General features: G+C 65.6%; 17 protein-coding genes and 1 pseudogene. 10 read left to right on the top strand and 8 right to left on the bottom strand.

Features of this window, described 5'->3' with window-relative positions; translation table 11 throughout:
• Positions 1 to 121 precede the first annotated feature (121 nt).
• From FPJ27_RS11500 to FPJ27_RS11530, 7 genes are all read left to right on the top strand, one after another.
• Positions 122 to 1,777, top strand: coding sequence for an AMP-binding protein (locus FPJ27_RS11500; RefSeq protein ID WP_204422955.1), 1,656 nt, complete (start codon positions 122 to 124; stop codon positions 1,775 to 1,777).
• Entirely contained in the window at positions 1,774 to 2,661 is an 888-nt protein-coding gene (locus FPJ27_RS11505; protein ID WP_204422956.1) for a hypothetical protein, read from the top strand. The genes FPJ27_RS11500 and FPJ27_RS11505 overlap by 4 nt, the downstream gene beginning before the upstream one ends.
• Entirely contained in the window at positions 2,661 to 3,770 is a 1,110-nt protein-coding gene (locus tag FPJ27_RS11510; RefSeq protein ID WP_204422957.1) for a 3-oxoacyl-ACP synthase III family protein, read from the top strand. The genes FPJ27_RS11505 and FPJ27_RS11510 overlap by 1 nt, the downstream gene beginning before the upstream one ends.
• The gene (locus FPJ27_RS11515; RefSeq protein ID WP_204422958.1) at positions 3,767 to 4,765 is read left to right on the top strand and encodes a ketoacyl-ACP synthase III; all 999 of its coding nucleotides are present in this window, start codon (positions 3,767 to 3,769) and stop codon (positions 4,763 to 4,765) included. The genes FPJ27_RS11510 and FPJ27_RS11515 overlap by 4 nt, the downstream gene beginning before the upstream one ends.
• A 5-nt stretch (positions 4,766 to 4,770) precedes the next feature.
• Positions 4,771 to 5,667: an MBL fold metallo-hydrolase gene (locus FPJ27_RS11520; RefSeq protein ID WP_204422959.1), complete on the top strand. Its 897-nt coding sequence runs from the start codon at positions 4,771 to 4,773 to the stop codon at positions 5,665 to 5,667.
• 89 nt (positions 5,668 to 5,756) lie between these two features.
• Positions 5,757 to 9,575, top strand: a complete 3,819-nt coding sequence (locus FPJ27_RS11525) for an AMP-binding protein (RefSeq protein WP_204423163.1) — start codon at positions 5,757 to 5,759, stop codon at positions 9,573 to 9,575.
• Between the two features lie 11 nt (positions 9,576 to 9,586).
• Positions 9,587 to 11,725, top strand: a complete 2,139-nt coding sequence (locus FPJ27_RS11530; protein ID WP_204422963.1) for a hypothetical protein — start codon at positions 9,587 to 9,589, stop codon at positions 11,723 to 11,725.
• Between the two features lie 468 nt (positions 11,726 to 12,193).
• Here FPJ27_RS11530 and FPJ27_RS11535 read toward each other — a convergent pair whose 3' ends face one another.
• A complete protein-coding gene (locus tag FPJ27_RS11535) occupies positions 12,194 to 13,438 on the bottom strand; it encodes a cation:proton antiporter (RefSeq protein WP_204422965.1) in 1,245 nt (414 codons plus the stop codon).
• Between the two features lie 86 nt (positions 13,439 to 13,524).
• Here FPJ27_RS11535 and FPJ27_RS11540 point away from each other — a divergent pair.
• Positions 13,525 to 13,703 (top strand): annotated as a pseudogene (locus FPJ27_RS11540) (transposase); the annotation flags it as partial.
• A gap of 92 nt (positions 13,704 to 13,795) precedes the next feature.
• On the opposite strand, the gene FPJ27_RS11545 reads toward FPJ27_RS11540, so the two are convergent.
• The 4 genes from FPJ27_RS11545 to FPJ27_RS11560 are packed head-to-tail and all read right to left on the bottom strand — an operon-like array spanning position 13,796 to position 19,416.
• Positions 13,796 to 14,944, bottom strand: coding sequence for a Rieske 2Fe-2S domain-containing protein (locus tag FPJ27_RS11545; protein ID WP_204423165.1), 1,149 nt, complete (start codon positions 14,942 to 14,944; stop codon positions 13,796 to 13,798).
• 25 nt (positions 14,945 to 14,969) lie between these two features.
• Positions 14,970 to 16,670 (bottom strand): tryptophan 7-halogenase, encoded by a 1,701-nt coding sequence (locus tag FPJ27_RS11550; protein WP_204422966.1) that lies wholly within the window; start codon positions 16,668 to 16,670, stop codon positions 14,970 to 14,972.
• Between the two features lie 44 nt (positions 16,671 to 16,714).
• Positions 16,715 to 17,800 carry a monodechloroaminopyrrolnitrin synthase PrnB family protein gene (locus tag FPJ27_RS11555; protein ID WP_072436880.1) on the bottom strand — a complete coding sequence of 362 codons (1,086 nt, stop codon included), beginning with the start codon at positions 17,798 to 17,800 and terminating at the stop codon, positions 16,715 to 16,717.
• Positions 17,800 to 19,416, bottom strand: a complete 1,617-nt coding sequence (locus FPJ27_RS11560; protein ID WP_204422968.1) for a tryptophan halogenase family protein — start codon at positions 19,414 to 19,416, stop codon at positions 17,800 to 17,802. Before FPJ27_RS11560 ends, FPJ27_RS11555 begins: the two co-directional genes overlap by 1 nt.
• 392 nt (positions 19,417 to 19,808) lie before the next feature.
• Between FPJ27_RS11560 and FPJ27_RS11565 the strand changes: the two genes are divergently transcribed.
• Positions 19,809 to 19,934 (top strand): tryptophan 7-halogenase, encoded by a 126-nt coding sequence (locus tag FPJ27_RS11565; RefSeq protein ID WP_204422970.1) that lies wholly within the window; start codon positions 19,809 to 19,811, stop codon positions 19,932 to 19,934.
• Between the two features lie 265 nt (positions 19,935 to 20,199).
• Here the strand turns inward: FPJ27_RS11565 and FPJ27_RS11575 are convergent, their stop codons facing one another.
• From FPJ27_RS11575 to FPJ27_RS36415, 3 genes are all read right to left on the bottom strand, one after another.
• Positions 20,200 to 20,649, bottom strand: coding sequence for a CBS domain-containing protein (locus tag FPJ27_RS11575; protein WP_072436883.1), 450 nt, complete (start codon positions 20,647 to 20,649; stop codon positions 20,200 to 20,202).
• Between the two features lie 91 nt (positions 20,650 to 20,740).
• The gene (locus FPJ27_RS11580; RefSeq protein WP_072436884.1) at positions 20,741 to 21,388 is read right to left on the bottom strand and encodes a BON domain-containing protein; all 648 of its coding nucleotides are present in this window, start codon (positions 21,386 to 21,388) and stop codon (positions 20,741 to 20,743) included.
• 339 nt (positions 21,389 to 21,727) lie between these two features.
• Positions 21,728 to 22,150 (bottom strand): hypothetical protein, encoded by a 423-nt coding sequence (locus FPJ27_RS36415; protein WP_239483320.1) that lies wholly within the window; start codon positions 22,148 to 22,150, stop codon positions 21,728 to 21,730.
• Here FPJ27_RS36415 and fnr point away from each other — a divergent pair.
• Positions 22,044 to 22,790: a fumarate/nitrate reduction transcriptional regulator Fnr gene (fnr, locus tag FPJ27_RS11590; protein WP_239483305.1), complete on the top strand. Its 747-nt coding sequence runs from the start codon at positions 22,044 to 22,046 to the stop codon at positions 22,788 to 22,790. The two genes, FPJ27_RS36415 and fnr, sit on opposite strands and share 107 nt — an antisense overlap.
• The last annotated feature ends 143 nt before the right edge of the window (positions 22,791 to 22,933 follow it).

Here is a 22,933-nt window from a genome sequence, read left to right on the forward strand (position 1 = left end):
CCTCGACCGCATCTCTTTGGCATCGCGATTCAGGCTGTGCGGGACGGGCCCGATCATATGGCCCGGCCGGCGCCGCACTGCTATTGCGGACTTCGAACTCACACTCTTGCGAGCGCTGACGATGGACGACTTTTGCCGCGCGAACTTGCCCCCTGCCGAGGATTGGCCGACGTTTGTCTTTGAGTTGCCGGGGCTGCAGTTTCCGCCGTTTCTCAATTGCGCCGCCGCGCTGCTGGATACTGCAGTCGAAGAACGGGGCTGGGGCGATCGCGTTGCGATCAGGACCGAGTCGGGCATCGCATGGTCGTATCGCGAATTGCGCGATGCCGGCAACCGGATCGCCAACATGCTGGTCCGCGATGCGGGCCTGGTGGCCGGCAATCGGGTGCTGTTGCACGGCGCCAATCACCCGATGCTTGCCGCCGCGTGGTTCGGCGTGGTCAAGGCCGGTGGCGTGGCCGTCGCGACGATGCCGAAGCTGCGCGCGGAAGAACTGTCGGCCATCATCGGGCGAGCCCGGGTCACGCACGTCATCTGCGAGGCCGGGCTGTCGACCGAGCTCGACGCGGCGATGGCGAGCATGCGGTGGCGCGGCGAAGTTCGGCGCTACGAGACGGACGACACGCATCCGCACGCGCGCTGGCTCGGCGGCTATTCAGCGGAATTCGCGGCCGCCGAAACGCGCGCGGACGATCCTTGCCTCATCGCGTTCACGTCGGGGACGACCGGGGAACCGAAGGCAACCGTCCATTTTCATCGAGACGTGATGGCAGCCTGCCACTGCTTTCCGCAGCACGTGCTCCGGCCCACGTCCGATGACGTCTTCTGCGGGTCGCCGCCGCTCGCGTTCACGTTCGGCCTCGGCGCGCTGCTGCTGTTTCCGATCAGCGTCGGCGCGAGCGTCGTGCTGTTGCCGAAAGCGAACCCGGAACGGCTGCTGGCCGCCGTCGACCGGCATCGGGTCAGCATCCTGTTTACGGCACCGGCGGCCTATCGGTCCATGCTCGACCATCTCGACAGGCATGACATGTCGTCCCTGCGCAAATGCGTGTCGGCGGGTGAGGCGCTCCCGTCGTGGACGCGCGACGCATGGCGGGAGCGCACCGGCCTGCACCTGATCGACGGAATCGGGTCGACCGAGATGCTGCATATCTTCGCGTCGACAGGCGACACCGGCGCGAAGGACGGCGCGATCGGCAAGGCGGTGCCCGGTTACCGCCTTGCCGTCGTGGACGAGCACGGCCAATGCCTGCCGCCCTACGAAATCGGCTATCTGGCCGTGCAGGGGCCGACCGGGTGCCGCTACCTGAATGACGCGCGGCAACGCGACTACGTCAAGCACGGCTGGAACCTGACGGGCGACAGCGCCTACCTGGACGAGGACGGCTATCTGTTCTATCAGGCGCGCGCGGACGACATGATCATCAGCTCCGGCTACACGGTGTCTCCCGGCGAAGTGGAGCAGGTGCTGCTGCGCCATCCCGATATCGCCGAATGCGGCGTCGTCGGACAGATCGACGAATGGGGCGGCACGCTCATCTGCGCGCATGTGGTGCTGCGGCCGGGCGTCGACGGCTCGGAGGCGTTGACGACGCAGCTGCAGCAGCACGTCAAGAGCGTGATTGCGCCGTACAAATGTCCGCATCGTATTGCCTATCACGCCGGCAGTCTGCCGCGCAACGAATCGGGCAAATTGCGTCGCGCCGTGCTCCGGCAGGCGGGTCATGGCGCGACGCGTCCCGTAAATCAAGCAGTCCAGAACGAGCATGCCCTATGAAAATTCTCGGAGCCGCGGTGGCCATTCCGGACCCAGCGACCACCGCGCAATCCTGCGCCAACGATTACGCGATCAAGGCAGCCAGGCAGGCGCTGCTGCAAGCCGGTTGCCTGCCGTCGGAACTGGATCTGATCGTCAGCCTGTCGATTTCTCCCAGCCGGATGGCGGACGCACCGACGATCGCCGGGCCGCGGCTGGCGCACCCGGTGCAGCGCGACCTGCGTGCGCGACATGCGGCCGTGTTCGATCTGCTCGACGCAGACTGGGCGCTCGCACTCGATCTCGCGCAAAGCCATTGCAAACAGCTCGGCTATCGACGCGCGCTCGTCGTTCGCGCGGAGGCGCTCGCGGATGTCGAACAGGTGACCACGAGCGGCTTCGCCGACGGCGCGGGGGCGATCGTCCTGACGCCTTCCGGCCATGACCGCGTGTATGCCGGCCGCTACGCGGACCTCGAGTCGCCCCCGTTCGCGACGCTCGACGCGCTTCCCGCCCGGCGCGTGAACGGCATCCTGTCACTGGCCCGCTTCGAGAGCCGGTTCGATCACGCAACCGGTCGATTCGACGCCGAACCGGCCAATGCTGCCACCGCGGTGCGCGCGATGGTCGACGCGGTGCAGAGCCGCATCGACCGGCGCCCCGCCGCGCTGTTTTGCGAATCGTGGTTGAGCGGATGGCCATCGATCGCCACCGGCGTGGGTCGCGATTTCCACGTCGATGTCGTCGCCGGTTCGACGGACATCCCGAACCCGTTCCAGTTGCCCGCGTGGCTCGCGTCCCGCGTCGCAAATTCGATGTCGTTGCGTGACGATGAACATACGGTGGTCGCCATGACGCTGGATCCGTTCAGGCCGCGCATCGCCTGCAGCACGATGGAGGTCTGATGGTGCACAACGTCCGAATCGCAAGTCTGGCCTGCCGCCTGCCGGCACGCCGGGTACCCAACGACGATCCCGTCTTCGCGGGCGTCGAGCCCATTCCGTCGGAATGGTGGCAATTCTGGGGCATCGAATCGCGCTACATGATCGATCCCGATGCCGGCGAATCCGAGCTTGCGCTGGCCGAGCGCACGGCCCGCGACGCACTCGCCCGTGCCGGCGTGGAGGCCGCCGAACTCGATCTGGTGCTGTTCAACATGACGTCGCCGTTCGTCTCGCTCGCCGACGGCCGGCGCCGTTTCGCGCCGCGGCTGGCGCGTGCGCTGCGCGACAGGCTCGGCGCCACGCGCGCGCTCGACGCCGATGTCGAGATGGAATGCGCGAGCTTCGTGCTGCAACTGCAGATCGCCACCAACCTCATCAAGCAGGGACGGGTGAAGCGGGCCCTGGTGTGCTCGTCGGAGCGCATGTCGGCAGTGGTCGACTACACCAGTAAATCGTCGACGAACTTCGGCGATGGCGCGGCCGCGGCCGTGCTCGTCGCCGAGCCGGCCGATCCCGACGGCGCCGATTGGCTGGATGCCGCGTATCACAGCGATGCAACCCGCTACGACCTCGTGACGATGCAGTGGCGCAACGCGCGGGCTGCGGCAGGCGACGACGCGGCAACCGGCGCCGACAACCCGTTCGGCGTGTATTTCACGCTCAAGCCCGAAGCGCAGGAGGCGATTTCGCGTTTCATGCCGGTGGCCATTCCCGATATCGTCGAGCGGCTGTTGCACCGGAGCGGAACGGGCATCGCCGACATCGATGCGATGGTGTTCCATCAGCCGTCGGCGCTGCTCGTGCGCGCATGGGCGCAGCGGCTCGGGCTCAAGCCCGACCAATACGTGATTCGCGTCGCCGATTGTGCGTGCCTCGTGTCGGCCGCCGTGCCGTTTGCGCTGGCCGAGTCGATCCGGGAAGGCGTGATCCGGCCGGGATCGTTGGTCGTGATTGCCGGCGCAGGCGCCGGCTGGGGCTTCGGCGCGCAATTGTGGCGCTGGGGCGAAACCGTCGTGACCGATGCGGACGATGCCGTCGCCGCCGTGACGGAGCAGGAGGTGCGGACATGACCGCCAGACTCGTCATCGCCGGGATGGGCCACGCACTGCCGGACCGGATCGTCGGCAACGACGAAGTCGCCGGCATGATCGACACCAGCGACGCGTTCATTCGCGAACGAACCGGCGTCGTGGCGCGACGCTATCTTGCCCCCGATCAGCATCTGGCGGATCTTGCGTGCCCCGCCGCGGAACGGGCGATGGCCGACGCCGGCGTCACGGCGCGCGACGTCGATCTGCTGATCGTCAATACGCTGTCGCCGGATCATCACGATCCGTCGCAAGCGTGCTACATCCAGCCCCGGCTCGGATTGCGGGAGATTCCGTGCTTCGATATCCGCGCGCAATGCAGCGGCGGGCTCTACGGGATCGAGATCGCGCGCCACTTCCTCGCGAGCGGCCTGTATCGCAACGTGCTGCTGATCTGCGCCGAGGCCCTGTCGCGGCGGATCGACTCCAGCAATGCCGGCCGCAATCTGTCGATCCTGCTGAGCGACGGCGCCGCCGCGCTGCTGCTGCAAGCGACAGACCACCCGGCGCACGGGCTGATCGACCTGACGCTCGGCGCCGACGGCACCCAGTTCGACCTGCTCAGCACGGAAGCGCCCGGCGCGCGACGCCCGCGCTTCATCGACGAAGACGACATCGCGGCCGGCCGGCACCATTTCCGGATGAAAGGCAGGCCGATGTTCGAAGACGCCACGCGGCGCATCGTCGACGCGTGCCGGCAGATGCTCGACAAGCACCGGCTGACGATTGGGGATATCGGCCTGGTCGTGCCGCACCAGCCTAACCTGCGCATCCTCGACGCGGTCATCGGGCAACTCGGGCTGCCCCGCGAGCGGTGCATGATTTCCGTCGATCAGCTGGGCAACATGGCGAGCGCGGCGTTTCCGGTCGCGCTCGCCATCGCACGCGAGCAAGGCCGCATGCCGGCTGGGCAGATCAACCTCCTCGTGACCTACGGCGCGGGCGCGACATGGGCCTGTGCGCTTTACCGGAGCTGAACGACATGCTGAACGCTTCCCCTGGGTGGATCGATCAGCGGCTGGCCCTCGTCGGCACGGCTGACGTGCCGCTGTACGTGATCGTCAACGACGAGGCCGCGACGCTGATCGAGGGCGGCCTGAGCGGCATGACGGAGCTCGTGTGGCAGCAGCTTCACGACCTGCTGCGGGACTTCGGCGGCATCCGGCATTTGCGCTATTGGCTGATCACCCACTCGCACTATGACCATTGCAGCCTGCTGATGACGCTCAAGTCGCGCATGCCGTGGCTCCATGTATCCGGTTCTCCTGACGCGTTCGACGCGTTCCAGAGCCCGTCGGCCTGCCGAACCATCCGTCAGCTCGACGCGCAGGCGTCACAGTCGTGGGATCCCGCCGCCGGCGTCGATTTCACCGAGTTGTCCGACCTGCCGTTCTACCCGGTCAATCCGGGCACGCAGCTCGACATCGGCGACGGGATGCAGATTCGCACGATCGCGCTGCCGGGCCACAGCCGTTGCCAGTTCGGCTACTACTGCCCGCAGCTGGACATCGGTTTCGTGTCGGATGCGCTCGGCGAGTTTCACGGCGCCACCAGCTGGCTGCCGCTGGTCTTTCAGGACCTGTTTGCCTATCGGCACTCGCTGGACGTCATCGAGCAACTGCAGGCGCCGCGGCTCGCATTGGGGCATCACGGCATCCTCACCGGCGAGCTCGCCCGATCGGCCGTGCGGCATGCACGTGCGTGCCTCGATGCGCGCGAGGCCAACGCACGCGCGGTTCGCGGCAACGCCACCGCCACGCACGAACTGGCCCACCACTGGACTGCGCGTTATGCGGCAAGGAGCGAACGGGTGGTGCCGCATTTCCTGCATCTCAAAAGCATGATGCACATGATCGATCTGTTCCATCGCGCCGAATAGCCTCCTGCGGATTCCCGCCGCAGCAACGCATGGGCGCCGGCCGGCGTCAGGCCGCTGCTCGCTGTTTTCATTCCTCTTCCGACGACATCATGACCACTGCGACCTTGCCGACCACGCTTAGCGAATTGCTTCAGAACCGGGCCGCCACACTCGGCGACAAAATCGCCTACGTGTTCCTGAGCGGCCCGCCCGAACAGGAACAGGCCGAATCGATGACCTTCGCGGAGCTCGACACGCGCGCCCGCCGGGTCGCCGCGCTGCTGCGGCAGAACGCGGTCGACATCGGCGACCGGGTCCTGCTGCTGTGCCGGCCGGGGCTCGACTATGTCAGTGCCTTCATGGGGTGCCTGTATGCGGGCGCCATCGCGGTTCCCGCCTACCCGCCGCGCAACAGGCAGCATATGGTGCGGATCGCCGGCATCGTCGAGAGCGCAGGCGCGAACACGATTCTGTGTTCGGCCGAGGACCATGCGCGCTGCACGACCTGGCTCGCCGATACCGATGCATCCGGCAGCACGCTGCTCGACGTCGGGGGCGCGCAGGCGCTGGATCCCGTGCATTCGCCCGCCAGCGTGCAGCCATCCCGGATCGCCTTTCTGCAATACACGTCGGGGACCACCGGTAGCCCCAAGGGCGTGATGGTGTCGCACGGCAACCTGATGCACAACCTGGAAATGATCGGCAAATGGCTGGCCTATGACGAGCGGAGCACGATCGTCAGCTGGCTACCTCCATATCACGACATGGGGTTGATCGGCGTGATCCTGACGTCGCTCTATGGCGGTTTCCGCAGTGTTCTGATGGCCCCGGAGCGGTTCATTCAGCATCCGTTCCTGTGGCTGCGAGCCATCAGCCAGTATCGGGCGGATCTGACGGGCGCGCCGGATTTCGCATACCGGATGTGCTGCCGGCGAATCTCCGACGAACAGCTGGCGACGCTCGACCTGTCGTGCCTGCGGGCCGCCTATAACGGCGCCGAGTCGGTGCGTGCCAGCACCTTGTCGGATTTTGCGCGGCGCTTCGCCGCCGCGGGCTTCGCCGCCGACGGTTTCCTGCCGTGCTACGGGCTGGCGGAAGGGACGCTGTACGTCGCCGGCCGCACGAAGCAGCATCCGATCCGGACGCTGTGCGTCGACCAGGCCGCCCTCCAGCGGCAATCCGTGGTGCCGCGCAGCGAGTTCCTGGGCGTGTCGCCGCAGCTGCTGGATCGTCCGGGCGAACGGGTCCTGGTCAGCGTGGGCCGCACCGACGGCGAACAACAGGTGATCGTGCGCGACCTGGAGACGAACGAGCGTTGCGCCGATCGGACCATCGGCGAAATCTGCGTGGCCGGCCCGAGCGTCGCCGCCGGCTACTGGCATCTGGACGAGCAGACGCATTCGACCTTCCAGCACAGTCTGGCGGGCCATCGGGATCAGGTGTTCATGCGCACCGGCGATCTCGGCTTCATTCTGGGCGACGAGCTTTACGTCACCGGCCGGCTCAAGGACATGGTGATCCTGGCCGGCCGCAACTACTACTCGGAAGACATCGAGTACGCGCTGATCGTCGGCGTGGCGGAACTCGTGCCGAACGGTTGTGCAGCCTTCATGGACGACCAGGTCGACGCGGAGCGCCTGATCGTCGTGGCGGAAGTCGAGCGCTCGCAGCGCAAGGGCAATCTCGACAGCTTCATCGACGCGATTCGCCAGGCGATCTGGAACCGCCTCGACATCGGCCCGAGCGCGATCGTGCTGGTGTCGCCCGGCAGCGTGCCGAAAACGTCGAGTGGCAAGGTGCGCCGCAGCACGTGCCGCACGCAGCTGCGCGACGGCGCACTGACGATCCTTGCACAGTGGGACGTCGACGCCGGCACGCAAACGCCGGCTGCCGATCGCCGGCAACCCGCGCGCCCGGCAGCCGGCATCGACATGCCGGCGGCCAACGATCGTCGGCGCGATGACAGCGCCACCGTCGACGAACTGAACGACTGGCTCAGGCACTACGCCCGCACGCGGATCGATTCGCGAACCATCGACGAGCGTCGCACCATTCCGCCGCACGTCGTGCTCGATTTCGGGAACCGGGGCCTGCTCGGCATGCCGATCGACCGTTCGTACGGCGGCCTCGGCCTCGGCCAGCGCGACATGTCGCGCGTGTTTGCGCAGTTGGCCGCGATCGATTCGACCCTTGCTTTCTTTGTCGCCTTGAACAACACGCTCGGGATCCTGCCGATCATGCAGCATGCGCAGCCGCCATTGCGCGAGGAATTGCTGCCGAGCCTCGCGAGCGGCCGGATGCTCGCCGCATTCGCGATCACGGAGCCGGCCGCGGGCTCGCATGTGCGCGCGATCGCCACCCGCGCGCAGCGCATCGAGTCCGGCGACTGGCTGGTCACGGGGAACAAGAGCTGGAGCGGCTCATCCGCATGGGCGGGGATCATCAACGTGTTCGCGAGGCAGGCCGACGGCACGGGGATGGTCGGATTGGCGGTGCGCCCCGGCACGCCAGGCGTGCGGATCGGCGCCGAAGAGCTGACGATGGGCGTGCGCGGCATGATCCAGAATGCGCTGCATCTGGATCGCGCGCGGATCAGCGACGCGTACCGGCTCGGCGACATCGGGCAAGGGATGTTCGTGGCGCAGCACGCGATGAACATTGCGCGCCTCGGCATCGCTGCCGTCTGCGTGGGCGGAATGAAACGCTGTGCGCAGCTGATGCATCGCTACGGGGCGCGGCGCCAGGTCGGGACCGGGCTCCTGCTGGACAATCCGCTGAGCCGCCTGCGCCTGGGCGAGCTGCGGCACCGCATCGATGGGCTCAACGCGCTGGTCGAGCACTTGTCCGCCGAGCTGGACCTCGGCGTCGCGCTGCCTGAAGACTGCCTGCTGATTTCGAAGATTCTCGGCTCCGAGCTGCTGTCGCAATCCGCTGACGAGATGATGCAGTTCCTGGGCGGCCGGGGTTATATCGAGACCAACCTGGCGCCGCAAATCTTCCGGGACGCGCGCCTGACCCGCATCTTCGAGGGGCCGACCGAAACGCTGCTGGTTCACCTGGGCAGCCGTCTGCTCAACGGAAGCGACGATTTGCCGCGCTATCTGGAGAGTGCGCTGAGCGCCGGCACGCTGGCCATGGAGCTGCGCCAGCTGGGCGCACAGCTGTCGCAAGACGGGCTCGCCAATGCGTCAAAACTCGACGGCGCCGCGCACGCCGCCGTCTGGGTCAATTACTGGCTCGGCACGGTCGCGCAATGGGGACTGCTGCTGGCGGTGATCGAACGCGCGGCTGCGCAGCAGCGCATCGACGACGGCGCGCTGCGCTGGGCGCAGAGCCAGTACGAACTCGCGATCGAGGCGGCGCAGCGGCAGGTCGGCCTGCGCTCTGCCCTGTCCACGTCGGCGGAATTGAACGACTGGGCAGCGCGCACCGGGTTCGAGATCGGCTCGATCGAACAAACGATCCCGGGCGCAAGCCAACTCGTCGATCCGTTGCTGGACGCCAATGCCGACGCGCATTCGGTCTCCCGCGCGCCCGACGCGCCAGCCGGCGAAGACCCCGGTTCGGCGGCGGCCCCGATCGTGAGCGAGCCGGCGAGCCTGATCGATCGCCAGCAGGTTCATGCCGTCGAACAATGGCTCATCGCGTGGCTGGGTGAGCGCCTCAAGCACCGCAAGGTTCGATTGACGCGCGAGTCGACGTTCGCCGAGATCGGCTTCGACTCGATCCTCGCCGTCGAAACGACGCTCGTATTCAGCGAGACGTTCGGCGTGACCGTCGATCCGTCCGCGGTCTGGGACTACCCGTCCATTCGCGCGCTGGCCGCCCATCTCGCGCCGCGGACTCGCGGCGCCGCGCCGGCGGTTGCCGTAGCGCACGCCGATTCGGATGCACCTTCACCCATTGCAGCTCAATCTTCGACCCTGTGAGACCGTCCAACATGCACGCCCGATTCGACCTGAGTGACTCCACCACCGCGCTGGCCCGGCAGCTCGAACACTATCTCGACGCATATCCCGACGAAACGCGCACATTGCTCGGCCTGTCGGCCGGTACCTCGATCGGCGTCGAGGTGCTCGACATGGAGCTGCCGGTCAGGCTCGAGCAACACACGCACGCGGCCACGCTGCGCATCGGCCGACACGATGCGCAGCGCGTGATGGCCTATACGCGCAGTTGCAACTGGGCAAGCGGCATCGTGCTGGTGCCGACGCTGGCGCGCCTGGTGTTTGCCGGCGCATTCCGCGGCCTGCGGGCCGGAGCGCCCCGCTCGATGCGCGCGTTCGCGAAGTCCCGCCAGCCCGACCCGACCCGTAACCTGGGGGTGCTGTGGGGCGCCCTCAACCTGTTGAGCCTGGCAGGCTGGCTGACCCTCGATCGCGGCGACGAAGACGCCGAATATGCGCTCACCCCGGCCGGTGAATATGTCGTCGCGTGCGTCGAGCGCGCCCGGCCGCTGTTCGAGCAACTGGCGGATGCCACGTCGGTGCTCCAGCATCTGCATGCACTATGTCATCGAACGCGCGTGGCGGCCAAAGACAGCGTGCTGTATGCGCAGCTCGCGCGGATCTGCGTGGCGGGTTGGCCGGAGCTTCCGCCCCCGGCCACCGATCTGGAGCGCCAGGTGAATGGACAGCTACGCACGGCGATGGACGGCCTGCTGCTCGGCCCGACCTGGGTCGCGCTCGATATGCCGGTGTTCGACAGACAGCCGGATGGCCAGTACTCGCAGTCGGCGCCCGGAATCCTCGGCAAGTTCGACGAGCAGCCCGGCGGGGTTGCGGTCGGCGCCTGGCCGCATGCTGATCCTGTCGTCCTGCGCGCGGCATGGGCGCTGATGTGCAAGTTCGGCATGGCGGAAATCGATCGGGAAAAGGTGCGCCTCACCGAGTCGGGCCGGATTCACCGGCCGATTGCCGCTCCATACGCGGGGTTGCCCGCATCCTATCTGCGTTCGTATGCGCTGCTCGACGAACTCCTGTTCGGCAACCCCGATCCGCTCGATATCGATAGCGACGGCCACATCGATCGCGTGATGAACGTGTATGCGTCGAGCGGCGCGGGGTCGGGGCCGGCGTCGCAGGAAATCACGACGAAAATCCTGCGCGAGCTGTTCGACGACACGCCGCTGGATCGCCAGCCGGCCGGCATCGCCGACATGGGCTGCGGCGACGGCAGCGCAGTGAAGCGCCTGGCGGAATACGTCATTACGTCGACGCGGCGCGGCCGACACCTCGCGACCTATCCGCTGCTCGTGATCGGCGCGGACTACAACGAATCCGCGCGCGGTCGCGCCGCCGCCACGCTGTCTGTGCTGAAGGACATCCCCGGTGTGCAGGTACGCGTGATCGCCGCCGACATTTCCCAGCCCGACCGCTACGACGAAGCCGTGGCCGAAAGCGGCCTGACCGTCAGGCAGCCGGACGGCAGCGTGCGCCCGGCGCGGCTGAGCGACCTGTTGCATACTTTCATGTTCCTGGTCCACAACCGCCGGTTGAGCATCCGGCGCAAGGACGCCGCCGAAGCGATCCTCGAGCGCCATCTCCGCACCGTCGATCGAGCCCGCCTGCGCGCGGTTATCGACCAGCACTATGCAGGCATCCTGACGGTATCGGATCAGGCCGGGTTGCCGATCGCGCTCGATCAGATCAAGCGTGCGTTCAAGGTGGCGTACAGCGATGCGGAAGGCCTTGTGCCCGGTTACGTGGCGGCTGCGGATCTCATCGATTTCCTGACCCGCTGGAAGCGCCACGCGAAGCACGGCTTTCTCATCGTGGAAGGACATAGCCCGTGGGCGGAGAATCTTTGCGCGCGTGCGCCGGGCGGGCCGGACACGTGGTTGCGCACCGAGCAGCTTCCGTCGGTGTTCAACTGGGGCATGCATTTCGTGTCGCGTCAGTTCATGGCGCCGTTCAACGAATTCACGCTCGCGTTGACCCTGGCCGGCCTGCGCCCCGACAGCCCGATTTATGGGCGGATTCATCCGGAGGGGTTCCCGGCGCCGGATCTGCTGAGCAACTATCGATTCTTCAGTATCGCGAACTATGTTGCCGATCCGGTCGTAACGCCGTGTCCGTGACTGCTGATCCCAAGTCACAGGTGGGTCGGCCGCGATTCGCGACATTTCGCCGAGTGCCCCTAAGCGATCGATTCAAAATTAAAATCGATGCTTGGCGCGAGCGGTGACACCTTCCGCCGGCGATCCGGCAGACAGGCCCCGAGCCCGGTTGATGGGCTCGGGCCGGTATGGCGAATGCACCTTGAAGACGTCGGCGTCGATCGGATGCCCGACCGCATGACATCGCTCGACTATCAGGGTTCGCAGTTGCCGGACGTCGGGGATTGCTTTGTACTGGCGATGCTTCGCGCACCGCCGTGCAGGTGCGAATGCATTCCCGGGCGCTGTCACGTTGGCGGGGTGTTCGCGTAACATGATGCGATGACGAGAACGAAATCGCTTTATCACGGCCACCGGTTCCCGTCGATGGTCACCCCGCTACCCTCCGCTTCACCCTGCGTGCCGGACGCTTTCGCGTCCGGCACCGCGTCACTTGCCGGCGACCGAAATCGCCGGCGTCGAGCGCGATTGCATGCGCAGCGTAAACCTGACGAGCGGCGCGGTCAGCGCCGTCGTCACCAGCGCGAACACGACGAGAATCGTGTAAACACGCGCCGGAAGAATCTGCATCTGCAGGCCGATCGATAGCACGATCAGCTCCATCAATCCGCGCGTATTCATCAGCGAGCCCACCAGCATCGCGTCGTGCGGCGCAAGCCCGGTGACACGCGCACCCAGATAGCTGCCGCCGAACTTGCCGACGAACCCGCCCGCGAAAAACACCCCGAACCACAGCCATGAAGTCGCGTCGTCGATCCTCCCTACCGACGCATGCAGCCCCGCATGGGCGAAGAACACCGGCATCAGCACCAGCTTGACGAAGCCCTCGACGCCATCGTGCCAATCCTTCGCGACGCCCGGCACACGCCGCACGAACAGCGCCGCGGCAAGCGCGCCGAATGCGCTGTGGAACCCGATCATCGAGGTCGCCAGCGCCGACGCCATCACGAAGCAGAACAATACTGCCAGCCGGTCGCGCGAGGCATGCGCCGTCGATGCGAGCCGCGCGAGCGCCGGGCGGATCACGAAGCGCACCAGCAACGCGCTCAGCGCCAGATACACGAGCAGGCTGACAAGCATGCGCGTGAATGCCCAGCCCGGCCCGCTCGACAACGATGCGATTGCCGCAAGCAGCATCCAGCCGAGCGCGTCGGTGAGCATCGCGGCAGACATCGCATGCCTCGCGCCCGCCATCGCGCCGAGCGTCAGGTCATCGACAATGCGCGCCATGACCGGCACCGCCGATACCGCGAGCGCGACGCCGCAAAACAGCACGTACTGCAACGCCGGTGCATCGCTGGCGAGCGCCCCCTTCGACACGACCGCCACGATCATGCCGATCGCGGCCGGCACGAACAGGCCGCCTGCCGCAATCGCAACCGGCACGCGCCACCGGCTGCCGCGCAGCGTGACGCCGAGCTCCATGTGCAGACCGACCTGAAACATCAGCAACACCAGACCGACCTCGCTGACTTGCGCCATTCCCGACGGCGCACGCGGGCCGAACAGCACATCGTAGAAATCAGGTGCGATGACGCCGAACAGCGAAGGCCCGAGCAGCAGGCCGGCCGCGATCTCGCCGACGACCGCGCACTGGCCGAGCCGTTCGGCAACGCGGCCGCAAACGTTGCAGAGTCCGATCACGACCACGAGTTGTAGCAGCCAGATAGTCATGAAATGCCTCAGGAAAGTGCGACCGACGCAAAGACGCGGAAGACGGACAAGCGGGTGACAGCCGTTCGGGCTCGACGGAGCCGGCTGCGGTATGGTTCGCGTACTCGTGCGATCGCAAAGGCATCCATCCTCAGACCCACTCGCCGGATTCGAAGGCATCCGGCAAGCCGATGCGTACGGCGGCTTCGACGAATTGTACGCAAGTGGCAAGATCCGCGAGGCTGCTTGTCGGGACCACGCGCGGAGAAAAGACTACGAGATCCACGCGAGCATACCGACGGACGAGACCCACGAACTGCTCGGGACTCGCCAGGTTCGCGAGCGCCTGACGGAACGATGCGGCCGAGACCGGCTCGGCTAGGGCTGCCGACTCACGCATTGCCGCTCACTCGCGGCGGCGCGGTCACGCGGTTGAGCGGTCGCCTCGGCGACGCGGTCGACCCAGCTCCGGTAGAACGCGCGGTACTTGAGCACGAGCTTGTCGTACCTGCTGTACGCGCCGCCGCCGTCCGGCTTCATCCCGTTCCAGATCTTGACGTCGTACCCCGCGGCCTGTTTGGTCTGCAGCCCGAACAGCACGTAGTCGGTCGCGCGACGCAGAGCGCCGCCCACCTTCTTGATCGAGATGAGCATGTGCATGACGTTCTTGCCGTCGCTCACCGGCGTCACGCACTGGAGCAGCTTGTATTTGACGTCTCCGTCCAGGGCGACGGTCATGACGCACCCGCCGGGGTATCCATCGAAGTGCAGGTTCATCTGCGACATGTCCATGCCAAGCGCGCGCGACAGCATGCCGAGGGGCCCGAAGTACCGGTCCACGGTGAAGTCGATCCCGGCACCGAACCACGCGCCCGCCCGCGCCAGCGACTCGACCTCCGGCCACTGGCGCCAGTCGTCGAAGAGCTTGAGCTCGAAGGCCGAGACCGGGAGCGCGTGCACAGGGGTCGCGTGCTGCGCGTCGTAGAAGTTCTCGACGATCCGCAAGACCGCCGTCGTCGTCTCGAACGCGAAGTGCAGGTGCATGAAGTCGCCGTTGTCGACGTCGGCCGCGGCGATTTCGGGCAGCGGGTGCAGCGGCTGCGGGGAGCCGTACCAGACCCACACGTAGCCGTACCGCTCGGCGGTGACCAACGTCGGCTGGCGCGCCCCGCGCGGGACGGGCTCCAGCCGGCGCACCTCCGGGCTGTGGCCGGGGATGTGAACGCACTGGCCCTGCTCGTCGTACCGCCAGTGGTGAAACGGGCACTGGATGCACCCGTCCTTGATCCGCCCGTCGGCCAGGTTCGCGCCAAGGTGCGAGCAGTGACGGTCCATCACCACGGCCCGGCCCGTCGCGCCGCGCCACGCCACGCACGGACGGCCGAACAGTGTCAACTCCGCCGGCTTGTCCTTGAGGTCGTCCGAGCGCATCGCGACGTACCAGCTCGCGGCCACGCGCGTGGTCGCGTCGTACGCCGCCTGGGGTTGCTCCTTGACGCTCGGTTGATCGAATTGAATGTCGTCCATCATTTTCTGTGTGGTCGTCGGTCGATTACTTCAGCGCCAGGCCGATGCGGGTCGTGATGTACGCCTTGAGCAGCGCGAACATCGGGTTGTAGTCGAAGTACTTTTTCACCTCTGCCGGCGCGCTGGTTTGCGTCCAGTACATCAGCTTCATCGCCGGCAGCAGGCTGTACTTCGAGTTGTTGAGCTGCGGCTTGTCCCCCGTGATGCAGTACCCGAAGCCGAACATCGGCCTGGCGAAGTCTCGTTCGTCGATGAGGGCGTGAATCCGCGCCGCGGCCTCCTCGGCCGGCTTGCGCCCGGCGCTCACGGCCTCGACCTCGGCCTTGGCGTCGTTGAACAACTGGTAGTACTCCTCCATGTCCGCGCACAGGTACCCGAGGTACGGCGGATCGTTGTCGAGGTGATCGAGGTCGCCCTCGTCGCGCGACGCGCGGAACCTCGCGTGGGCTTGCACGAGCCGGAACTGCCCGAGGATCGTGCCGACCGCCCACAGCCTGTGGAACGCGTCCCACAGGCGGAAGTCCGAGAACGCCGTGTAGCAGCAGCTGACGAAGTCGTCGTTGTGATCCAAAAGCTTCTGCTGCAGGCGCTCGATGTACTCGAAGCGCTCGGGGGAGAAGTCGTCGTCGCGCAGCGCCTTGATGAGGCGCGCCGCGAGCGCGTGGATGGTCACCGCGGTGTTCTCGAGCCCCCGGGAAAAGAGCGGGTCGATGAACCCGTTCGCGTGCAGCATCAGGCAGTAGCGGTCGCCGACGCAGGCGCTCGACGAGAATTGCAGGCGGTCGGTCTTGACCCAGTCGCGCACCGGCACGGCGTCCCGGAACTGCGCGCCGATGCTCGGAAACCGCGCGAGGAACTCGTCGAATTCCTGCTGCGCGGAGATGTCCGTTTTCGGGTAGACACGCGGGTCGAGCTGCAGGCCGACGCTCACCAGGTTGTTGGTCGACCGCGGGTGGTTGTTGAACGGAATCACCCAGAGCCAGCCGCCCTCGAACATGTGGTGCAAGGTCCCCTCGTGCCAGCGCCAGCGCTGCCCCTTGACCTTGAAGATGTCGTCGAACGGCTTGACCCCGAGCATGTGCGTGTAGAGGCTGCGGGAGTGCGTCTTGAAGCGACACGGCTCTTCGCGGAGCCCGAACTTGGTCGCGAGCGGCGCGCGGGGGCCTCCGCAGTCGATCATGTACCGGCCGGTGAACCGTTCGCCCTGGGCGGTGGCCACCGCGACGCCGTCCTTGTCGGCGTGGTATTCGGTCACGTTCGTCTTCTGGCGGACCGTGCAGCCGTATTTGATGGCGGCTTGCAACAGGTAGGCATCGACGTCTTGCCGGTAATAATGGCTCTCCGGCCCCCACGGCAGCTCGGGAATCACGCACTGCGTGAACTCCTTCGGGTCGTGCTCCTGGCCGGGCTTGTGGAACACGAAGCCGAAGTTGCGCTTGATGCCCGTGCTCGACGCGACGTAACGCTGCGTCGCATAGAACGACGTGATGTGGTCGAGCTCCGGAATGCCGTAGCGATCGGCGATGATGCGGTTCATAAGAGACGTCTCGGGGATCGACGATTCGCCGATCGTGAACCGCGGGTGCGACGACTCCTCGATGATCAGCACGCGAAACTGTTGTTTGGCCAGGATGGCCCCCATCTGGGTGCCGGACATGCCCGAGCCGAGGATGATCACGTCGAAGTGGTTGCTATCGCGCCCGTTCGCGGGGCTCTTCTGAGTCATGGGGGCAAACTCTCCTTGTGAGATGGAACACATGGCCGCGCGTGTCAGGATTCGTCGAGCGCGGCGCGGAGGCGGGACCGCGCGGCACGCGTGAGTTCGAGTAGATCGCCGAGCATGCTGGGCGCGTATCCCCCGCTGCCGATCGTGGGGCCGCTTCGCCCGGCTTCGTACGTCCGCTCCGCCAACTTGAGGTGAGGCGCCCGGAAGTGCAGCAGGACCTCGAAGACCCGCTCGAGGGCCGCCAGCCCGGCCCCGACGGGTTCGCCCCGCACGCGGGCCGCTTGCGCCTCGTCGAGCGCGCGGTCGACGAGCGCCGGCCCCCCGGCGAACCGGGCGTAGACCTCCCTGAACGCGGGAAGCACGTACGGCAGGTACGTCTCCTTGAATTCTCGATAAGCCGGGTGGTCCGATTGCGAGCCCCACAGGACGTGCTCCAGCACGAAGAGCGGCATCTCTACGGCGCCGGGGCCGAGGTAGCTCTGCCCCCCGACTCGAATCGGTTCGTAGTACGGGCGGAGCTCGTCGTAGAAGACTTGCGGCGAGATGAAGCGGTAGGCGTAAACGATCGATTCGACCATTTTCTGAAGATAGGCCGCCAGCTCGACGCACCCTTGCTCGAACGCAGGCGACCGCAGGGGCACGTCGGACAACTCGACGGTCAACGCGATGGCCGCCTCGAGGGACGCCATCGAGATGCGTACGCTCTCGAGCAGGTGCGCTTCGTCGCGGAGCCCGGTGTAGCTCCGCTGCGCGTCGGCTGCCGCGGGGTTCCAGACCGTCACATGCAGGAGCGTCTCGCGCGGCGGCAGGTCGGTCGCACGCGCCAGGTCGAGCAGCACCGGCTCGAGCCCGGGCACCGCGTCCACGGGCTCGTGTCCGTGCCGCTTGAGCGACCCCAGGAAGAACCCGATGTCCCGCATCGCGGCGGCGGCTTCGACGAAGCCCCAGCCGGCGGGCACGCCGTGCACCGGAAGGAACTCGCGCAACAGGCCGACGATGCCGGGCACGTCCTTCCTGCGATTCAGGCCCGGCAGTTGCAGGACGAGCGCCCTCGCCTGCAGCGGATCGCAGGCTGCCACCTCGGCGTGCGTGGCCGCGAATGTGCATACCGGGTCCAGGGCGCTTTCCACTACAGCACCTCCGGCGTCGCGAGCGTCGGCCCGGGCTGGCTGCGAGACAGCCCCGCGTCGCCCTCGCGCAGCGACCGCAGGTAGTCGTAGTTCGTCGGCAGGCTCGTCCGCAGACGCTCGGCCTCGCGCCGGATGCGGGCGAACATCGCCTCGGCCTTGTCGATCGACTCCGGCCGGTGCCGCAAGAGCGGCAGCGACCGGTCGGGCAGCAGCCCCAAGCCGGCAAAAATGCAGTAGTAGTTTCCGTTCAACCAGAAGTTCTTGAATTCGTAGTCGAAGGTCTCGTAGTACGTGGAATCGTCGAACGACGTGGTGGTCAGCGGCAGCCCCGCCTTGTAACGTTCAACCTTCTCCTTGATGGCGTCCGAGAGCCGCAGGTCGTGCCGGTTCGCGAGCCAGAACGGCGTGTCTTCGCGCGACGTGGTGAAATAGTGCGCCTGGACGAAATCTCGGCAGTCGTCGAACATGTAGACGATCTCGGCGTTGAATGCGTCGGTCAACCGCGGGTCGAACGAGGTGTCGGGGAAGTGCTTCACGAGCTGGTAAAGCGCCGCGTAGATGAAGTAGATTCCCGTCGATTCCAGGGGCTCCAAAAAGCACGACGACAGCCCGATAGAAACGCAGTTATTGACCCACGCCCGCCTGTTGCGCCCGACCCGGAACTTGATCTGGTTGAGCGGCTGCTTGTCCGAGAGGCCCCAGAGGTCGAGGAAGTCGGCGGTGGCCTGGTCGCGCGACGTGAACTTGCTCGAGAAGACGTAGCCGCTGCCGAACCGGCCAAGCATGGGAATTTTCCAGGTCCACCCCGAGTTCATGGCGATCGCGGAGGTGTACGGCTCGATCCCCACGCGCGCGTCGTCGTTGGGCACGGCGCTGGCGACCGCGCTGTCGCACAGCAGGTAGTCGGACATGTCGATGAAGGGTTCCTTCAAGGCCTGGTTGATCAGGAGCCCCCGCATGCCGGAGCAGTCGATGAACAGGTCCGCCTCCAGCGTGCGCCCCTCCTTGGTGGACAGGCTGGAGATGTAGCCGCGCTCGTTCAGGTGAACGTCCACGACCTCGTCGACCACGCGCTTCACCCCGCGTTCGACGGCCCAACGCTTCAGGAAGTCGGCCACCAGGTGCGCGTCGAAGTGCCACGCGTGGGACATCTGGCGGGTGCCGTCGGCCAGGCACGGTGCCAGATTGCCGTCGAGCGCCCCGGGCTGCGGGTAGCACGCGTACTCCATCGGCTGCTGGAAGCCCTGTTCGCGCTTGCGCAGCCAGTAGTGGGTAAGCGGCACGCCGTCGCAGTTCGGCACGCTGCCGAACAAATGGTAGAAGTAATCGTCGCGCGAGCGGTCGGGAGACTTCTTCCAGTTCACGAACTTGATGGCGGCCTTGAATGCGCCGTTCACCTGGGGCATCCACTCCCGCTCCGGTATCCCGAGGAAGTCGAAGAACACCTTCTGCAAACTCGGGATGGTCGCCTCGCCCACGCCGATCCGGGGGATCGCCGCAGACTCGATGAGCGTAATGTTCGCCTGCTGTTGGAGCGCCCGGACGAGGTACGAGGCAGCCATCCACCCCGCGGTGCCACCGCCCACGATGACGATATTCTTGATCGGATTGCTCATGACACGCTTCCCATAGGATTTAAAAACCGAATGGACTTCCGAGAGGGTGGTCAATTAATCGGCACCCAGAATAGGCTGGCGATTATTTAAATCAAACTGATATGTTTGACAGGGTTTTGATTTTTTATCCGCCACATTTAATTGCGCCATCCCAAATCGGAAAACTATACGTGCCGTAAGGAAATAATTTCATATTGGAGGTTTTTTTATTTTCGAGCAATTTTATGGTTAGCGTTTGTTTATTAAACAATCCATATTGTTGCGGTAGCTGTGGACGACTGCGTTATCTTGGACTTCGTAAAGTCCAATAAAAACGGCAATGGAAAGTCGGATTGTGCCGCCGAGCTAAACAGTTCAATTTTAGTCACATGAGAGGAATTATGCGGAATTTGGTGAAAAGCATCCTGATTGTGGGCGGGGGAAGCGCGGGATGGATGACCGTCGCCCATCTTTCCAAAGCGGATGATTACAAGGTAAAAATCTCACTGATCGAGTCACTCACCATTCCAAAAATTTGAGTGGTCGAGGCAACCATTCCGAATCTGCAAGAGGTATTAGCCATGCGTGGCATTTCGACGCTCATCTCGTCGCCAATTACCTCGGGGATCTCGCGGCAAGTTGGGGTGTCGAGCATATCGAGGGCGAAGTCGTCGAGACGCGACTGAATGAAGATGGCGAAATCAAGCTCGTTGAAGCAACTGCCAGACCCCATCGGCAGCAGTGACCGTGCGAAGACCCGGCAGGGGCCGGCAATGATGAAAGCGGAAAGCGCGTCGGAGCGCGCTACCCACGCTGCTTTTCCTCGAAATACGGCTGACGTGCCGCGACGAGACGCAACTCGTCGAGCAACGCCGCGGCAGCACGCAACAGATCGTCGAGCGTGACGATGCCCACCAGTTGGCCGTCGTCGCCGACGACCGGAAGCCGGCGTATGCCATGCTGCCGCATGCGCTTTGCGAGCAGCCAGACATCTTCGTCGCCGTTTGCAACCGCGACGGGTTCCGACATGATGTCCCCGACGAACAGCGAGCCCGCCTCCGCGCCCGGGCTCACCACGGCGAGCACGATGTCGCGGTCGGTCACCATGCCGACCGGCAGAAGGTGCCCTTCCCGTTCACGCACCACGACCAGATCGCCAGCGTGCGCATCGCGCATCCGTTCGGCTGCCTCGACGACCGTGATCGTTTCGAAACACGTGGCGACATCGCGAGTGCAGAGCATCGCAGCATTCATGTCATCTCCTGGTTGTCCCGGGCAACGCGAGTCGTCACCGCGGTTCGGACATCCTTGACCGTCGATCAACGTCTGTCCTGCTCCGAACCGATCAGGCAATCGACAGGTGATCGACGACTTCGCGCACACCCCTCACCGACCCTGCCGCGCCGCACGCGGCACGCTTTTCGGCCAGCGATGCGACCGTGCCCGTCAACGTAACGATCCCGTCGGCCGCGTCGATCGAAATCCCCGCGGATTCGCGCCGTGCGCGTCGCGCAAGCGCTTCGGCAACCCGGGCGCCGACGTCCGGCACCGTATGGTCGGTACGCACCCGGATGCGGTTCGCCACGCCGACGACGCCGATCATCCGGCTCACCATCGCTTCCGCCGCACGGCTCTGGAACGCGTGATCCACTTCGCCATCGAGCGTCACGCAGCCGTGATCGACCTCGACGCGAATCTCGTGATCGCGTAACGCGTCCTGCCAGCCGAGCGCGAACGTGATCGCGATCGCCAGTTCCTGATCGGCGCATGCGCTCTCCGGCGGCGCAACGTTCAGTTCGAGCACCAGCGCGCGCGCGTCCGCGACATGCAGCGCCGTTTTCTGCGCCTCGAGTTTCTGGGCCCAGCTGTCGACCGTGCCTCGCAACGTGACGATCCGGTCGCGGACGTCGACGTCGATCCGGCGCGCGTCGATCGCCGGATTCCAGAAAAGCGCCTGCTCGACATCCTGCTTGAGTGCTGCATCGGACTTCATGGCGGTCTCCCGTCGGCCCGTGTCGATCGCGGGTCTTGCAATCGGATGCGTGCCGCACCGCATTCAGCATCGCGCATGGCAACTCGGGCAGCTTGACGAGGATCAATCAACGGCGGGCTTGCCGCAGCGGGCGGCCGGCGGGCGACGCCTGAATGTGTCCGTTGATACGGTTCGGTGCGCCACACGATCACGACACCGGATTCCACGAAAGCCGTGGCAACCGGAACGCTTCGCGAATTCCTCTTACGGATATCGTTGTTATCCAAGATGGAACACGGCATCGCCGCAGGTATTGAGCCAGGTCAACGGGTTCACCGCCGCGCCGCTGTAGGAAACGTCCTACAGCCCTTCCGCATCACCTACCTCATCTTCAATGCCGGCTGATTTCCCTGGCGCTGCGCGGCATCCATACTTCCCATCAAGAACAACAAACACACGTGCCTCCCGGCGCAAAGGCAGCATCACCGTCGAGACCGGCGCATCGGTCTCCTGGCGCATCCGGTGGGGTTCTCCCTTCACGAAGGCGGCAGACGCCAAGGCCGCCAGCAATACAGCCAGCGCGATCCTGCCCGACAGCAATTCGCCGCTGCCCCACGAATTGGAGCCGATCATGGAGAGCCATGCCAATGTCTCGACGACCATGCCGTTGCGCCCGTTGCACCCGTTACGCCCGTTCATCCCGCTGCGTCCCGTCGAGCCGGCGGACCAGCCGAAGCGCGCCACGTCCCGATGTTCGACATGCACGTTGCGTACCGTCTGCATGCCGCCCGATCTTTCGCCTGACGATTTCGCGCGTCTCGACGCAATGATCTGCACGACGCGTCACGTCAGGCGCGGTGAAACGCTGTTTCGCGCAGGCGATGTGTTCAACAGCATCTATGCGGTGAGAACCGGTTCGTTCAAGACCACCATGATGCATCGTGACGGGAACGAGCAGATCACCGGCTTCCAGATCGTCGGCGAATCGCTCGGGCTCGACGGCGTGCACACCGGGCACCACAACGGCGACGCGATCGCGCTCGAGGACAGCACCGTCTGCATCATCCCGTTCGGCCAGCTCGAGCAGATGTGTCGCGAAGTACGGTCGATGCAACATCACGTGTACCAGATGATGAGCGGCGAAATCGTCCGCGAATCCGCGCTGATGCTGCTGCTCGGCACGATGACAGCCGAGCAGCGCGTGGCCGCATTCCTGCTGAACCTTTCCACGCGCTTCAAGGCACGCGGCTACTCCGCCGCGGAATTCGTGCTGCGGATGACGCGCGACGAGATCGGAGAATATCTCGGGATGAAGCTCGAAACGGTCAGCCGCATGCTGTCGAAGTTCCAGCACAAGGGGCTCGTCGCGGCGCACGGCAAGCAGATTCGCATCGTCGATTCGGACGGCCTCGAGCAAATCTGACCTCGCTGCGGGTGCGTCGCACGCAGGCTCCCGGGGCTCGCCGACCTCCGCACACTGGACATCCGACAGGCTCGCGCATGAGCGTTCCTGTTCAGCCGACAAGCAAGGCTTTGTCGGACCTTGCCCGGATCGCCGACCATGTA

The organism is Burkholderia sp. MS455 (genome assembly GCF_016899445.1).
In the GTDB taxonomy this organism is placed as follows: domain Bacteria; phylum Pseudomonadota; class Gammaproteobacteria; order Burkholderiales; family Burkholderiaceae; genus Burkholderia; species Burkholderia pyrrocinia_C.

What these genes read in the sequence shown, in the direction of transcription:
- FPJ27_RS11575 (WP_072436883.1), bottom strand. Translation starts at nt 20,649, where the DNA reads ATGAATGCTGCGATGCTCTGCACTCGCGATGTCGCCACGTGTTTCGAA.
- FPJ27_RS11510 (WP_204422957.1), top strand. Translation starts at nt 2,661, where the DNA reads ATGGTGCACAACGTCCGAATCGCAAGTCTGGCCTGCCGCCTGCCGGCA.
- FPJ27_RS11505 (WP_204422956.1), top strand. Translation starts at nt 1,774, where the DNA reads ATGAAAATTCTCGGAGCCGCGGTGGCCATTCCGGACCCAGCGACCACC.
- FPJ27_RS11545 (WP_204423165.1), bottom strand. Translation starts at nt 14,944, where the DNA reads ATGGACGACATTCAATTCGATCAACCGAGCGTCAAGGAGCAACCCCAG.
- FPJ27_RS11560 (WP_204422968.1), bottom strand. Translation starts at nt 19,416, where the DNA reads ATGAGCAATCCGATCAAGAATATCGTCATCGTGGGCGGTGGCACCGCG.
- FPJ27_RS11500 (WP_204422955.1), top strand. Translation starts at nt 122, where the DNA reads ATGGACGACTTTTGCCGCGCGAACTTGCCCCCTGCCGAGGATTGGCCG.
- FPJ27_RS11520 (WP_204422959.1), top strand. Translation starts at nt 4,771, where the DNA reads ATGCTGAACGCTTCCCCTGGGTGGATCGATCAGCGGCTGGCCCTCGTC.
- FPJ27_RS11550 (WP_204422966.1), bottom strand. Translation starts at nt 16,670, where the DNA reads ATGACTCAGAAGAGCCCCGCGAACGGGCGCGATAGCAACCACTTCGAC.
- FPJ27_RS11530 (WP_204422963.1), top strand. Translation starts at nt 9,587, where the DNA reads ATGCACGCCCGATTCGACCTGAGTGACTCCACCACCGCGCTGGCCCGG.
- FPJ27_RS36415 (WP_239483320.1), bottom strand. Translation starts at nt 22,150, where the DNA reads ATGCAGACGGTACGCAACGTGCATGTCGAACATCGGGACGTGGCGCGC.
- FPJ27_RS11580 (WP_072436884.1), bottom strand. Translation starts at nt 21,388, where the DNA reads ATGAAGTCCGATGCAGCACTCAAGCAGGATGTCGAGCAGGCGCTTTTC.
- FPJ27_RS11515 (WP_204422958.1), top strand. Translation starts at nt 3,767, where the DNA reads ATGACCGCCAGACTCGTCATCGCCGGGATGGGCCACGCACTGCCGGAC.
- FPJ27_RS11525 (WP_204423163.1), top strand. Translation starts at nt 5,757, where the DNA reads ATGACCACTGCGACCTTGCCGACCACGCTTAGCGAATTGCTTCAGAAC.
- FPJ27_RS11535 (WP_204422965.1), bottom strand. Translation starts at nt 13,438, where the DNA reads ATGACTATCTGGCTGCTACAACTCGTGGTCGTGATCGGACTCTGCAAC.